Annotated in this window: 11 protein-coding genes; 5 read left to right on the plus strand and 6 right to left on the minus strand. The window is 64.0% G+C overall.

Translation table 11 applies throughout. The features are described 5' to 3' along the window. The first annotated feature begins 5 nt into the window (after positions 1–5). From AC1DXM_RS14705 to pdeM, 3 genes are all read left to right on the plus strand, one after another. Positions 6–866, plus strand: a complete 861-nt coding sequence (locus AC1DXM_RS14705) for a C40 family peptidase (RefSeq protein ID WP_477233684.1) — start codon at positions 6–8, stop codon at positions 864–866. A gap of 241 nt (positions 867–1107) precedes the next feature. Further along, positions 1108–3654: a ligase-associated DNA damage response DEXH box helicase gene (locus AC1DXM_RS14710; RefSeq protein ID WP_477233685.1), complete on the plus strand. Its 2547-nt coding sequence runs from the start codon at positions 1108–1110 to the stop codon at positions 3652–3654. Position 3655: 1 nt separating this feature from the next. Next, complete coding sequence (pdeM, locus tag AC1DXM_RS14715) at positions 3656–4372, plus strand: ligase-associated DNA damage response endonuclease PdeM (protein WP_477233686.1); 717 nt, start codon at positions 3656–3658, stop codon at positions 4370–4372. Between the two features lie 3 nt (positions 4373–4375). Here pdeM and AC1DXM_RS14720 read toward each other — a convergent pair whose 3' ends face one another. Then, the gene (locus AC1DXM_RS14720) at positions 4376–5347 is read right to left on the minus strand and encodes a quinone oxidoreductase family protein (RefSeq protein ID WP_477233687.1); all 972 of its coding nucleotides are present in this window, start codon (positions 5345–5347) and stop codon (positions 4376–4378) included. A 94-nt stretch (positions 5348–5441) separates the two neighbouring features. On the opposite strand from AC1DXM_RS14720, the gene AC1DXM_RS14725 reads away from it, so the two are divergent. Beyond that, on the plus strand, positions 5442–6314 hold the full coding sequence (locus AC1DXM_RS14725; protein ID WP_477233688.1) for a LysR substrate-binding domain-containing protein: 873 nt from the start codon (positions 5442–5444) through the stop codon (positions 6312–6314). 7 nt (positions 6315–6321) lie between these two features. Here AC1DXM_RS14725 and AC1DXM_RS14730 read toward each other — a convergent pair whose 3' ends face one another. The 3 genes from AC1DXM_RS14730 to AC1DXM_RS14740 are packed head-to-tail and all read right to left on the minus strand — an operon-like array spanning position 6322 to position 10927. After that, positions 6322–7260 (minus strand): dimethyl sulfoxide reductase anchor subunit family protein, encoded by a 939-nt coding sequence (locus AC1DXM_RS14730; protein WP_477233689.1) that lies wholly within the window; start codon positions 7258–7260, stop codon positions 6322–6324. A gap of 5 nt (positions 7261–7265) precedes the next feature. After that, the gene (locus AC1DXM_RS14735; RefSeq protein ID WP_477233690.1) at positions 7266–8000 is read right to left on the minus strand and encodes a 4Fe-4S dicluster domain-containing protein; all 735 of its coding nucleotides are present in this window, start codon (positions 7998–8000) and stop codon (positions 7266–7268) included. Beyond that, entirely contained in the window at positions 7997–10927 is a 2931-nt protein-coding gene (locus tag AC1DXM_RS14740; RefSeq protein WP_477233691.1) for a molybdopterin oxidoreductase family protein, read from the minus strand. The genes AC1DXM_RS14735 and AC1DXM_RS14740 overlap by 4 nt, the downstream gene beginning before the upstream one ends. Positions 10928–11205: 278 nt before the next feature. Between AC1DXM_RS14740 and AC1DXM_RS14745 the strand changes: the two genes are divergently transcribed. Then, positions 11206–12108, plus strand: a complete 903-nt coding sequence (locus AC1DXM_RS14745; RefSeq protein WP_477233692.1) for a LysR substrate-binding domain-containing protein — start codon at positions 11206–11208, stop codon at positions 12106–12108. Between the two features lie 80 nt (positions 12109–12188). On the opposite strand, the gene AC1DXM_RS14750 is transcribed toward AC1DXM_RS14745, so the two are convergent. Together AC1DXM_RS14750 and AC1DXM_RS14755 are read right to left on the minus strand one after the other, a co-directional pair. Next, positions 12189–12692, minus strand: a complete 504-nt coding sequence (locus tag AC1DXM_RS14750; protein WP_477233693.1) for a hypothetical protein — start codon at positions 12690–12692, stop codon at positions 12189–12191. Positions 12693–13148: 456 nt separating this feature from the next. After that, positions 13149–14405 (minus strand): Hsp70 family protein, encoded by a 1257-nt coding sequence (locus tag AC1DXM_RS14755; protein WP_477233694.1) that lies wholly within the window; start codon positions 14403–14405, stop codon positions 13149–13151. Between the last annotated feature and the right edge of the window lie 126 nt (positions 14406–14531).

Consider the following 14531-nt stretch of genomic DNA (forward strand, 5'->3'; position numbering starts at 1 on the left):
CTGATTTGACTGCCAGGGATGCCCGCCTTCACGCCTTCCGTTCCGACCTCGCCGATGCCAGGCTGAAAGGCGAGGTATCGGCCGATCGCTTCGTCACCGGCCGTCCGGCGCGCATCGCGGCCTCCGTGGCCGATATCCGCAAGGCGCCGCGCCCGGATGCCGGCGTCAACACGCAGGTGCTGTTTGGTGACGATGTGCTTGTCTTCGAGGAAGCCGAGGGTTGGGCCTGGGTCCAGGCTGAACGCGACGGCTATGTCGGCTATGTCGGCGCCACCATGTTGGGTGCTCGCGAGCATGCGCCCACCCATATTGTCGCGGCGCCGCGCACCTTCCTGTATCCCGGCGCCGATCTGCGCTTTCCGATCGCCGGCCAGCTGTCGATGGGCTCGACGGTGACGGTGACGGGCGCTGCCGAAACGCGCGGCACCCACTATGCGCTGCTGCCCTCCGGCGAGGCGCTGATCGCCGGCCATCTGCGCCCGCTTGGCGACGTGGCTCACGACTACGTCGCGGTGGCCGAGATGTTTCTCGGCACGCCCTATCTCTGGGGCGGCACCTCCGGCTTCGGCATCGACTGTTCGGGCCTTGTGCAGCTGGCCATGCGCATGGCCGGCCGCAATGTCCTGCGCGATTCCGACATGCAGGCGGCAGGCCTTGGCGAACCACTCGATCCCGGCCCGGATTATGCCGGGCTGAAGCGCGGCGACCTGGTATTCTGGAAGGGCCACGTCGCCATCATGACCGACGCCCGCGATATGATCCACGCCAACGGCCACACCATGCTGGTGTCGCGCGAAGGGCTGAAGGACGCGATCGACCGGATTGGGTATCTGTATGGCGGGCCGACGCGGTTTCGCAGGCCGTAAGCTTCTTCCTTCTCCCCGTTTTACGGGGAGAAGGTGCCCGAAGGGCGGAGGAGTGGCGGCGCTGACGTCGGCGCATGGCCCACTGCTGCCAATGTATAAGACGATAACCTGACAAGTTTGCGCTGCCCCTCACCTGCCTGCCGGCATCCTCTCCCCGTAAACGGGGCGAGGAAAGCTTGCCCGATCACCTTTTGTTCCGATTTTCCTTGGAGTTCGCGCGCGCTCGCGCTACCTCTCTCGCGTGACAGAGCAGCCGCGCCTTGCCGAACACAATGCCACCGTCGCTTTGCCCGAACCATTCGTCAGATGGTTCGGCGAGAAAGGCTGGTCGCCGCGCGCCCATCAGATCGAGCTTTTGGCGCGAGCCCAGGCCGGGCAGTCAGTGCTGCTGATCGCGCCGACCGGGGCCGGCAAGACGCTCGCCGGCTTCATGCCATCGCTCACCGAACTGGCCAACCGTCCGAGACGCAAACCCGGCCAGGCGCATCGCGGCATCCACACGCTCTACATCTCGCCGCTCAAGGCGTTGGCCGTCGACATCGAACGCAATCTCGGCAAGCCGGTGGAAGAGATCGGCCTTCCCGTCACCATCGAGACGCGCACCGGCGACACGCCCTCGCATAAGCGCCAGCGGCAGAAGCTGGTGCCTCCTGATATCCTGCTGACCACCCCGGAGCAGCTGGCGCTGCTGATCGCGGCGCCTGATGCCAGGCGCTTCTTCGAGGATCTGCGCTATGTCGTGCTCGACGAACTGCATTCGCTGGTAATTTCGAAACGCGGCCACCTTCTGGCGCTCGGCCTGGCGCGGCTGCGCACCTACGTGCCCGGCCTGCAGACCATCGGCCTGTCGGCGACGGTCGCCGAGCCCGATGAATTGCGGCGCTGGCTGGTCGGGCAAAATCCACCCGGCGACATGGCCGGGCTGATCACCGTCTCCGGTGGCGCCAGGCCCGACATCTCCATCCTCGACTCGCGCGAGCGTGTGCCGTGGTCGGGACATTCGGCGCGCTATGCCATTCCCGAGATTTATGAGGCGATCCAGAAGCATCGCATGACGCTGCTGTTCGTCAACACCCGCAGCCAGGCCGAGATGCTGTTCCAGGAACTGTGGCGGGCGAATGAGGATTCGCTGCCGATCGCGCTGCATCATGGTTCGCTCGATGTCGGCCAGCGCCGCCGCGTCGAGAAGGCGATGGCAGACAACGCGCTGCGTGCCATCGTCGCCACCTCGACGCTGGACCTTGGCATCGACTGGGGCGATGTCGATCTGGTTGTCCATGTCGGCGCGCCCAAGGGCGCCAGCCGGTTGGCGCAGCGCATCGGCCGCGCCAACCACCGCATGGACGAGCCGTCGAAGGCGATCCTCATCCCGGCGAACCGCTTCGAGGTGCTGGAATGCCGGGCGGCACTCGACGCCAACTATCTCGGCGCGCAGGACACGCCACCGCTGATCAATGGCGCGCTCGACGTGCTGTCGCAGCATGTGTTGGGCGTCGCCTGCGGCGCGCCTTTCGACGCCGACATGCTGTTCGAGGAGGTACGCAGTGCCGCCCCCTATGTCGGGCTGGCGCGCGAGACATTCGACCGTGTCGTCGACTTCGTCGCCACCGGCGGCTATGCGCTGAAAAACTATGAGCGCTACGCCCGCATCCGCCAGACCAAGGACGGGCTGTGGCGCGTCTCCAACCCTCGCATCGCGCAACAATATCGCCTGAATGTCGGCACCATCGTCGAAATGCCGGAGCTCAATGTCCGCTATGTTCGGCAAGGACGCGGCATGGCCGGACGCGGTGGGCCGGTGCTGGGCAAGATCGAGGAGTATTTCGCCGAGACGCTGCGGCCCGGCGACAACTTCCTGTTCGCCGGCAAAGTGCTGCGCTTCGAGGGCATTCGCGAGAATGAATGCGTGGTCTCGAACGGCGCCGGCGCCAACATCATCGTGCCATCCTATGCCGGCGGCAAGTTTCCGCTGTCGACCTATCTCGCCGACCAGGTGCGCGGCATGCTGGCCGATCCCCACAAATGGCAGGCATTGCCCGAGCAGGTTGCCGACTGGCTCAGACTGCAGAAGGAAAAGTCAGTGCTGCCCAAGCGGGGCGATCTTCTGGTCGAAACCTTTCCGCGCGGCAACCGCCACTACATGGTCGCCTATCCGTTCGAGGGCAGGCTGGCACACCAGACGCTCGGCATGCTTTTGACGCGCCGGCTGGAGCGGGCCAACGCCCGTCCGCTCGGCTTCGTCGCCACCGACTATTCGCTGGCCGTCTGGGCGCTCGACGACATGGCGGCCTTGTTCAAGGCGAAGAAGCCGTCGCTGGCTGCTCTGTTTGACGAGGACATGCTGGGCGACGACCTCGAAGCTTGGCTGAACGACAGCTGGATGCTGAAGCGCACCTTCCGCACCTGCGCCGTCATTGCCGGGCTGATCGAGAAGCGCTTTCCTGGACAGGAGAAGAGCGGCCGCCAGGTGACGGTCTCGGCCGACCTCATCTACGATGTGTTGCGCAGCCACGAGCCCGACCATATCCTGCTGCAGGCGACCCGCACCGATGCCTCGGCCGGATTGCTCGATGTCAGCAGACTTGCCGAGATGCTCTCGCGTGTACGCGGTCGAATCATGCATAAGCATCTCGACCAGATTTCGCCGCTGGCTCTGCCTGTGATGCTGGAGATCGGCAGGGAATCGGTCAATGGCGGCGCCAACGAGTCTCTGCTCATGGAGGCCGCCGATCTGGTTGAAGAGGCCATGGGGCCAAGGGCGAAACCTGACCACGAGGGTCTGACTTGAAATGAATTTTTCGCTGGCGCGCGCAACACTGATCGCCGAGGCCGACATGGTCGGCATCGCTGGCGAACGCGCGGTCTGCGATCCCCGCGGCGTGCTTTATTTCCCCGATCTGCGGCTGCTCGCGGTCTCCGACCTGCATCTGGAAAAAGGCTCGTCCTTCGCCAGGCGCGGCGCCCTGATCCCGCCTTACGATACCGGCGCAACCTTGCTGCGGCTGCAGGCGGTGATCGCGGACTACCAGCCTTCGATCGTCATCAGCCTGGGCGACTCCTTCCACGATGGCGGCGGCGCCGAGCGCATGCACCAATCCTTCCGCGAGCGGCTGGAGGCGCTGATGGCCGGCCGCGACTGGTTCTGGGTCGCCGGCAACCACGACCCGGAAGCGCCGGCGGATCTGCCCGGCGAAACCGTGCGCGAACTCGCCATCGGCTCGCTGCTCTTCCGCCACGAGCCGTCGAAGGTGCGAACCGAGGGCGAAGTCGCAGGCCATCTCCATCCCTGCGCGCGCATCGTCCAGCGCGGCCGCTCGGTGCGGCGGCGCTGTTTTGCCGGTGATGGCGGCCGTATGATCATGCCGGCCTTCGGCGCCTATACCGGTTCGCTCAACGTGCTCGACCGCGCCTATGCCGGCCTGTTACGGCGCGAGACGCTGATGGCCTACATGCTGGGCGCCGGGCGTATCTTCGCCATTTCCCACGCCATGCTGCGGCCGGGCTGAGTTCTACGGTATTAGCACGGTAGCGCCGGTCGTCTGCCGCGCTTCGAGACGGCGATGCGCCTCGGCCACTTGCGCGAGCGGCATGCTTGTATGCACCGGGATTTTCACCGCACCGCTCAGGACGACGCTGAAGAGTTCCTCGCTCATGGCGACAACGTCTTCGCGTCTGGTGAGATGATGGAACAGCAACTGCCAGGTGGCGAACAGCGATCCCTTTTCCATCAGCAGCATGATGTCGAAGGGCGGGATCGATCCCGACGCCGTGCCGTAGCTGACGAAGGTGCCGAACGGCCGCAGGCAATCGAGCGAGGCCGGGAAGGTGGCCTTGCCGACCCCGTCATAGACGACGTCGCAGCCTGTGCCATGGGTGATCTCATTCACCCGCGCGGCAAAATCTTGCTCGCTGTAGTCGATGACATGGTCGCAGCCATTGGCGCGCGCCAGTTCGGCCTTCTCGGGTGAGCCGACCGTGCCGATGACGGTCGCGCCGAGATGCTTCGCCCACTGCGTCAGGATGAGGCCGACACCGCCAGCCGCGGCATGCACGAGGATGGTGTGGCCGGCCTCGACGCGAAACGTGCGGCGCAACAGATATTGCGCCGTCAGCCCCTTCAGCATCATTGCCGCACCCGTCTCGAAATCGATGGCGTCGGGCAGATGCACGACGAAATGCGCCGGCACGATGCGTTCCTCGGCATAGGCGCCGAGCGTTTCGACATAGGCGACACGATCGCCCGGGGCAAAGCCGCTGACGCCTTCGCCGATCGCGACGATCTCGCCTGCGCCTTCATTGCCGGGAATGAATGGCAAGGCGGGTGGCGCATATTCGCCGGTGCGGAAATAGATATCGACGAAGTTGAGGCCGACCGCCCGGTTGCGCACGCGCACCTCGCCCGGCCCGGGCGCGCCGATGTCGACATCCTCATAGGTGAGCACGTCTGGCCCGCCATGCTGGTGAACACGGATCGCTTTCATGGTTTTCTTCCTTGCGCTGTTCTCGTGGAAGGGAGATAGCGCGTGGCGCGATATCATTGTAGACTGATATCAGTGACAACAGAGTTCAAAGAAGATGATATCTGAACAGATCGGCCTCGACCTTCTTCGCACATATGTCGCGGTCTGCCGGCAAGGCAGCCTGAGCAGGGTCGCCGCGCAGACCGGCAGAACCCAATCGTCGCTGAGCATGCAGATGCGTCGGCTCGAGGGCCTGCTCAAACGGCATCTGTTCCAGCGCACCGGCCGCGGCGTCGTGCCGACCGCGGAGGGAGAGCTGTTTCTGGGATATGCGACCCGCATCCTCGCTCTCGGCGATGAGGCGGTGGCGCGTCTGCAGCAGGCCGGCATTGGCGGCGGCGTGCGCATCGGTCTTGCCGAGGAAGTCACGACAGCGGCGCTCTCGGCCGCACTCGGGCGGCTGCATCGCACCTATCCCGACATCAGCCTTGACGCGATGGTCGAGCACAGTGTCGCACTGGGACGGCTGTGGAGTGAGGACGCGCTGGATGTCATGATTGCCCCGACATCGGTCGTCGCAGCCGATGCCGTGACGACGTGGAATGTCGAGTTGCAATGGGTCTGCGCTACGGACTATGTGCTGGATCCGGAGCGGCCGCTCGATCTCGTCGCCTTTGGCGCAACCTGCCCTTGGCGCAGGCGCATGATCGAGGCGCTGGTTGCCGCCGGCCGGCAGCACAGGATCGTTTTGTCGTGTCAGAGCGTCACCGGCCTGCAGGCGGCGATCGAGAACGGACTGGGCGTCGGTCTGCTTCCACCGGAATCCGTCCGCACCGCTTCGATGCGGGTGCTGAAGACATCGGTGCCCGAGCCGCTCACCGTCCAATACGGCCTCTACGCCCACGACCGCCGGACAGCCGTCGTCGATGCCGCGATCGAAATCCTGCTGAAGGACTTGCCGGTGGCGCCGGAAGCGCAAGCCGCCTGACGGCGTTCTACCGGCCGTAATAGAGGGTGACGGTGTGCTTCGCCTCGGCGAAAAACAGCCAGCGCTCGACCAACATGCCGGCGAACTGGACACTGGCCGCAAGCACCGACAGAACCGCCGCGGCCGGCCAGGGCAAAGCGAATAGCACAGCAAGCAGAAACAGAGCAGGAAGGGCGAAGGCCAGCACCTGCGCAATCTGCCGCAGCTTGGCGGCGTGCTTGCGGGCGATGCGAAAGCCCATCTCCTTGAGTAGGTAATTCTCTTCGGTGTGCGGCCATTCCAGTGAGCGCACTGTGCCGCCGGCAAGCCCCGTCGCCGTATTGGCGGTGGTCGCGATCTCCAGCCTGTCATTGTGGCGCCAGGTCGCCAGCTTCCAGCCCCAGCCGAGCAAGGTGAGCAGCAGGGCGACGGCGGCAATGGCAGTCGAGCCGATGGCGAATGCCTGCAGCAGCGCGTTGAGCAGCACGCTGCCGGTCATCACTGAGAAGATGAGGTAACCGGGCAGCGTGTAGCGGCTGTGCCACTGCGCGATCGGCTTCAGCGACGCATAGATCATGCCGGTGGTGCAGACAGTGACGACCGCGCCGACGGTCGCGAGCAAGCCCGCAATAGCCACCCAGCCGCCGGTGCGGCCAAAAAACACCCAGCCAAGGCCGAACAGCCCGGCCGGGATGAAGGTCGCCACCGACGCCACGCCTTCGCGCGACAGCCAGGAACTGCGCCATTGCGAGAAGGCGCGCCAGGCCCGTTCGGGCCGGCCGAGATGGCCGGTTGACGACAACAGACCGGCGGCGATCAGGCCGAGCGCCAGCCCCATGCCGATGAGGCCGAGCCAGAAATCGGCCGGGATGAACCCTGGTCCGCCAAGCACGCCAAGCAGCGCCAGCAGGCCGTAACCGGCGCCTGTGGCGGTGGTGAAGAAAACGACCGAGAGGGCAGGATGCATGGATGTCAGTTCGAAAGCATGCGGTCGACCCAGCCGAGGAAACCGCCCTCGGCCTTGACCGGCTCGAGCCTTTGCGCCGGCACCGATGCGGCACGCTCAGTGTGGGCGCGCGGCGGCAGATATTTGTTGGTCGGCTTGTAGCCCATCTCCGGCATCAGGTCGACGCCACCGCGCTCCGCCACCAGTTGCGACACCGCCGATGCGGGATCGCCGAGATCGCCGAAATGCCGGGCACTTGTCGGGCAGGCGGCCACGCAGGCCGGCACGCGGTCCTCCTCGGCCAGATTGTCGTTGTAGATGCGGTCGACGCAGAGCGTGCATTTCTTCATCACGCCGACATCGGTGTCGAATTCGCGCGCGCCGTAGGGACAGGCCCAGCTGCACAGTTTGCAGCCGATGCATTTGCTTTCGTCGATCAGCACGATGCCGTCCGATGCCCGCTTGTAGGAGGCGCCGGTCGGGCAGACGGTGACGCAGGCGGGCGTCTCACAATGCAGGCAGGAGCGTGGGAAGTTGACGGTGCGCCCGCCCGCCTCCGTCGTGTGCTCGTAGCTGTGCACGCGGTTGAACCAGACGCCGTCGACATCGCCGCCATAGGGGTGGATGTCGGTCAGCGGCGCCATGTGGCCGCCGGTGTTCCACTCCTTGCAGGCGGTGACGCAGGCCTGGCAGCCGACGCAGGTGTCGAGGTCGATGACCAGCCCCAGCCTCTTGTCGGTATGGGCGGGAAGGCAGGTCATTCCACGGCTTCCCTGTTGACGCGGAATTCGGCGCCGTAGCAAAGGATGTCGGGCGATGGCGCGACATTTGGCGGTTGGCCGAAACGCTCGAATTGCGGCTCGGTGAAGCCGGCTTCCTCGGCCGCGCATTTGACGATGCGCACCCGCAAATCGAACCACGCCGCCTGTCCGGTCACCGGATCGGAATTCGAATAGCGCTTGCCGTTGGCATCGACCGAGGTCTGGTCGCCGATAATGTGGTTGAGCAGGAAGCCGCGATTGCTCTCGGCGGCATCATCCTTCAGCCCCCAGCTGCCGCGCCGTTTGCCGATGGCGTTCCAGGTCCACACCGTATCCGCATTGACCCCGTCGACCAGCTTGATCTGCCCCTTCACGCGGCCGTTAATGCTTTCGATCCACACCCAGTCGTCGTCGACAAGGCCGAGGTCAGCCGCTTTTCTGTGATGCACGAACAGCCGGTTCTGGCTGGTGATTTGCCTGAGCCACGCATTCTGCGAACCCCAGGAATGATACATGTGCATCGGCCGCTGCGTCAGCGCATGCAGCGGATATTTTTCGAGATCGACGGCGGCCTCTTCGAACGGCGTAAACCAGAACGGCAGCGGGTCCATATAGGTCTCGATACGGCCGCGCTCGGCTTCCGGCGGCTGCACGCGACCATGGCCGCGCGCGGCGAGGCGAAAGCGCTGCATCGGCTCGGAATAGAGCTGGAACACGATCGGCTCGGCCTTAGGAATGAACCCCAACTGCGCCGCGAAGTCGAGATAGGAGCGGTTGGCCATCTTGTAATAGCGCTGGTCGGCGGCAAAGTCCTGGTGCCAGAAGCCGCCATTGTCGATGTAGCGCTGCAGCTGGTCCGGATTGACTTCGCCCTTGCCGACAGACGTGCCGTCCTTGCCGCGCCAGCCGGCGAGTGGGCCGATGCCCGGCGTGCGCTCGTGATTGACGATGTAGTCGGCATAGTCGCGATATTTCGCGGACCCGTCATCATTGACGAAGCAGGGCAGGCCGAGGCGCGCGCCGAGTTCGATCAGCACCGACTGGAACGGCCTGACATCGCGGTCGGGCTCGACCACGGGATGGCGGATGGCGTCGCCCGGTCCGTCGGCATGGCTGATCGGCCGGTCGAGCAGGCTGATGCAATCATGCCGTTCGAGATAGGTGGTGTCGGGCAGCACCAGGTCGGCGAACGGCACCGTCTCCGAATAATAGGCGTCGGAATAGATGATGAAGGGGATCTTGTAGTTGCCCGCCTCATCATGGTCGGTCAGCATGGCAATGGTCTCGACGGTGTTCATCGAGGAATTCCACGCCATGTTCGACATGTACATCATCAGCGTGTCGATCGGGTACGGGTCGCCGGCCCAGGCGTTGCGGATGACCGTGTGCATCAGCCCGTGCGCGGCGAGCGGCGCGTCCCAGGAGTAGGCCTTGTCGATGCGAAGCGGCGTGCCGGCCTCATCGACCAGCAGGTCATCCGGCCCACAGACGAAGCCGAGCGGCACGCCGTCCAGCGGCATCATCGGCTTTACATTCTTGCCGCACGGCTTCGGCCCCGGCGGCGCCGAACGGGGGTAGGGCGGTTTGAAACGGAAACCACCGGGAACATCCACCGTGCCCAGCAGCACCTGCAGCAGGTGGATGGCGCGGCAGGAGTGAAAACCGTTCGAATGGGCCGAGATGCCTCGCATGGCATGCATCGACACCGGCCGTCCCTTGATCGTCTCGTGCCGACGCCCGGCCCAGTCGGTCCACGCCACCGGCAGTTCGATCGTCTGTTCGAAGGCGACATGGGCGAGTTCGGCCGCGATCCGGCGGATCGTGTCGGCCGTAATCCCGCACTGAGCCGCGACCGCGTCAGGCGCGTAGCTGTCGTCCATGTAGCGATCGGCGATGAGCTGGAACACCGGCGCACAGCGGCGGCCGGCGACGGTGTAGCTGCCGGTCAGCGCCGGCTTTGCATCTGGATCGGCGGCGTTGATGGAGGCCTTTGCCACTCGGTCCCACGCGAAGGGATTGTTGTCGCTGTCGCGCAGGAAAAGCCCGTCATCGGCCGCGCCCGGCTCCTGGATGACCAGCACATGCGCATTGGTGTAGCGGAGCAAATAGTCGAGATCGACGCGGCCGGCTTTCAGCAGATCATGGATGAGGGCAAAGACGAAGAGGGCGTCCGTGCCGGGCCTGATGCCGATCCAGTCATCGGCAATGGCGTTGTAGCCGGTGCGGCAGGGGTTGATCGACACCACCTTGGCGCCGCGCGCCTTGAGCTTGCCGAGCCCGATCTTGATCGGGTTGGAATCATGGTCCTCGGCGACACCGAACAGCATGAAGTATTTGGTGTTGTCCCAGTCGGACTCGCCGAATTCCCAGAACGAGCCGCCGATCGTGTAGAGCCCGCCCGCCGCCATATTGACCGAGCAGAAGCCGCCATGGGCGGCGAAGTTCGGCGTGCCGAACTGGCTCGCCCACCAGCCGGTCAGCGACTGCGACTGGTCGCGTCCGGTAAAGAAGGCAAGCTTCTTGGGATCGGTCCGACGGATCTTCGATAGCCGTTCGGTCGCAATCGAAAACGCTTCCTCCCACTCGATCTCGCGGAATTCACCGGAGCCGCGCGGGCCGCTGCGCAGCAGCGGCTTTTTCAGCCGCGCCGGGCTGTAATGCTGCATGATCCCCGAACTGCCTTTGCCGCAGATCACGCCGCGATTGACCGGATGGTCCTTGTTGCCGTTGATGTAGCGCACCTTGCCGTCCTTGATATGGACGTCGATGCCGCAGCGGCAGGCGCACATATAGCAGGTGGTCTTGGCGATGCTGTCGGAGACATCGGGCGAGGTGTCGACGCCGTCGCCTTCATCCGGGGCGCGCGTATCGGCAAGCGGCCGTTGCGACGGTGCGGAATTGGCCCCGCGCGGCGCTCCGTGGCTCATAGGCCAGGCGTGCTTTTGCTGCCTGAGAATTTGGCCCGCGTCTTCGGCCCGGGGCCACGCATATAGTGCTCTTCAGGGTGATAGCGGTCGCCGGCCAGCCGCCGCCTGAGGCCATGGGTCCAATGCGCAAGCAGGGATCTGAACCGCCCGATCATGTTGTTGGCTGCGATCTATTGGCGAATTTTTTCTAACTTCGACTGAAAAAGTAGAATAAAGGCATCGATCCGTCTAATCAGTTGTTCTTGTAAATTCGATCGGAATTGGTTCTTAATGCGCGCATGACCCTTGACCAATTGCGCATTTTCGTCGCTGTCGCAGAGCGTGGCCATATGACCAAGGCGGCAGAGCTTTTGGGCATTTCCCAGTCGGCCGCCTCGGCGGCCATCCGCGCGCTCGAAGAGCAGCACGGCGTTCATCTGTTCAACCGGGTCGGCCGCAACATCGAGCTGGCCCAGACCGGCCACCGCTTCCTGCCGGAGGCCAAGGCGGTGCTGGAGCGCGCGGCCGCCGCCCGCAACGTGCTGGAACATGTCTCGCAGACGGTCGCCGGCAGCCTGTCGATCGCCGCCAGCCTGACCATCGCCAGCTACTGGCTGCCGCGCCGGCTGGCGTCCTTCCACGAGGCCTACCCGGCGGTGCGCTTAAGCGTCAGCATCGGCAACACCAGGCAGGTGGAGGCCAATGTGCTGGACGGCACCGCCGATCTCGGCCTGGTCGAGGGGCGCACCGAATCCGACATCCTCCGCCGCACCAAGGTCGACGTCGACAGACTGATGCTGGTCGTCGCCGCCTCGCATCCCGAGATCGTCGAAATCGCGCCGGGCCGCCCCGACATCAGGGGGCTGCGCTGGATAATTCGCGAGGGCGGTTCGGGCACGCGTGAGGTGCTGGAGGATCTGGCCCGCCGCGAGGGGATATCGCTCGCCGACCTGCAGATATTTCTGGTGCTGCCAAGCAATGAAGCGGTTCGCCAGGCGGTCGAGGCCGGCGCCGGCGCCACCATCATCTCGGACCTCGTCGTCGGACGCGCCGTGGCCGAGGGCAGCCTGCGTTCTGTGCCGCTCGAACTGCCGAAGCGCGACTTTGCCATGATCACCCATCGCGACCGCCAGGCAAGCCTGGCGCAAATGGCGCTCAAGGCGCATCTGACGGGCAAGGCGGATGCATCGCCGACGGGCTAGAGCAATTCCAGGAAAACCGCTGCGCGCCATTCTGATTTTCCTGGCATCGCGGCATTTGCTGCGCGCTGCAGTGGATCCTTCTAAGAGTTATTCCTAGCCAAACGCTTCCTGGCAAGGTCTGCCACGGCTTGGATCACCTGTTCGCAATCTTGCTGCGGAAAACTCTTCGATAGAACAGAAGTGAGGATGACACCCATCAAGATTATGATGTCCGCAGTGCCGCCTCCAGCATCCCTAACGCGCTCAACGACCTTCGTCGAAAATGGTTCGCATTCGGTCTCCAAAAATTGTCGCATCATGGTGTAGATGACGCGTTTGCGGAGCAATTTATCGAGGCGAGGCACACCCCCTTTGACGACAGAGAAATTACGCGCATCGGCGAGTTCTTCGATGGGAATGGGTGGATCCTCTTTCAACAATCCGAGCTTTGCAAGCTCACTCCAGAATGCGTGATTGCGACTACCGGCCCATGTTGACATTGAAGCGCGGTGCGCCACCGCGCCAACAAGAACAGAGAAGTCTCCATCGCTCAACTGCATCATCATATCGATCAAACTATCGGGCGGCCATTGCTCATCCTGCATTCGAAAGGTTCCATCGGTTACTGTGCCGGGCTAGTGTTATCTCACTGCGCTCGAAAAGACATGCTACAACATCGCTGGATTGTGGGCAGAATAATATAAGACTTAATTGCGGGATTGGGCCTAATTTGTGCGAGATCTGCGGTTTGCGTTTTGGACAAGTCCGCTACGGGCTCATCGCGATATCCACGGTCTGGCGTAGCCATGCCGGGAAGGGGCTTGGCGCTGATATCCTTTCAGACACCCTGCGCCGCATCGCCGCCGCCTCGCAAGCATCAGCACTGCGGCGGTTCTCGTCCATGCCAAGGGCGGGCGGTCAAGTGATTCTACTTGGCCAGCACGGAATTCATTGGTATCCGGCCGATCGCCGATCCCTGCTTCTTCCAATCGAACCGTGGGCGCGGTCTTCAGCTAGCGGATCAGCGATTCTGTGAAAAGCTGAACCGCTCTTGGAAGGCTTCAGCCGAACTTTCTTTGAGCGTCCAGCGCCAGGCCAAGCCCGACCGAGCCGAACATGTCGCCCTCGATCACAGCTGCCTGTGGCACCAGCGACAGGATCTCTCTTCGCGCCAGCGGGATGGCGGTCGAGCCGCCGGTGAGGAACACGGCGGTGATGTCGGACGCTTTCACGCCTGCGTCGACGATCGTCTGCCGTACCGTTGTAGATACGCGGCCGATGTCGGCGGCAATCGTTTCTTCCAGTCCGGTCCGCGTAATTTCGGCCGCAAAATGCACGTCGGGCAGCGCCACCGTCACATCAGCCGAAGCCTGATCCGTCAGTGCAATCTTGGCTCGTTCGACCAGCCCGGCCAGCGCATGGCCGTAGCGATGCTCGACAATGTGGATGAAGCGCTCGACCAAGTCGGCGCGCTTGGCCTCGAAGCGGATCTGCCTGAGATCCGTCATCGCCTTGGCGGTGTAGACCAGGTTGATGCGCTGCCACGTCGCCAGGTCGATGAAATAGCTCGCCGGCAGGTTGCGCTTGCCGTCTTTCGTCGGTGAGAGATAGCCGAGCTTGGGCATGACATGGGCGATGCTGAGCAGCCGGTCGAAATCGGTGCCGCCGATGTGGACGCCGCGGTTGGCCAGGATATCATCCTTGCGATCGCCTGAGCGGGCGCGCTGCGGCGAAACCCGCACGATCGAGAAGTCGGACGTGCCGCCACCCATGTCGACGATCAGCGCCAGCTCCTCACGTGCCACACCCTGTTCGTAATCGAGTGCAGCGGCGATCGGTTCGAACTGGAAGGCGATGTGCTTGAAGCCTTGCGCGCGCGCTGCCTTTTCAAGCTCGCTTTGCGCCTTGGCATCGGCTTCCGCATCATCGTCGACGAACTGCACGGGTCGGCCGAGTACGACGCTCTCCACTGGAGCGCCGGCATCTTCCTCGAGCCGCTTCTTCAGATGGCCGACGAACATGCCGACAATGTCGATGAAGCCGATCTGGCGCGCCTTGATGCGCGTCTTCTCATGCGCCAGCGAACTGCCGAGCACGCTCTTCAGCGACCGCATCAGCCGGCCTTCGATGGCGTCTGTATAGTCGGTGATGGCGCGGCGGCCGAAATAGGTGTGGCCGTCCTCGAAGTTGAAGAACACCGCACTTGGCAATGTCGGCTGTTCCCCTTCCAGCGCCACCAGTCGTGCCTGGCCGTTCCGGATCACGCCCACCGTGGAATTGGACGTGCCGAAATCGATGCCGCCAAATGCCTGATGCATTGCAGCCTCCTGTCATTGGGTCGCGGTGGCCGGCGCTGAAAAGCACTACCATCCGGATGTCCGGACCGCTTGCCGAATTGATTGTGCGTATTTGCCCGAGGGTTGGGAGGCGGCGATCTATCGCAT

The organism is Mesorhizobium sp. P3_A2, from assembly GCF_056403115.1.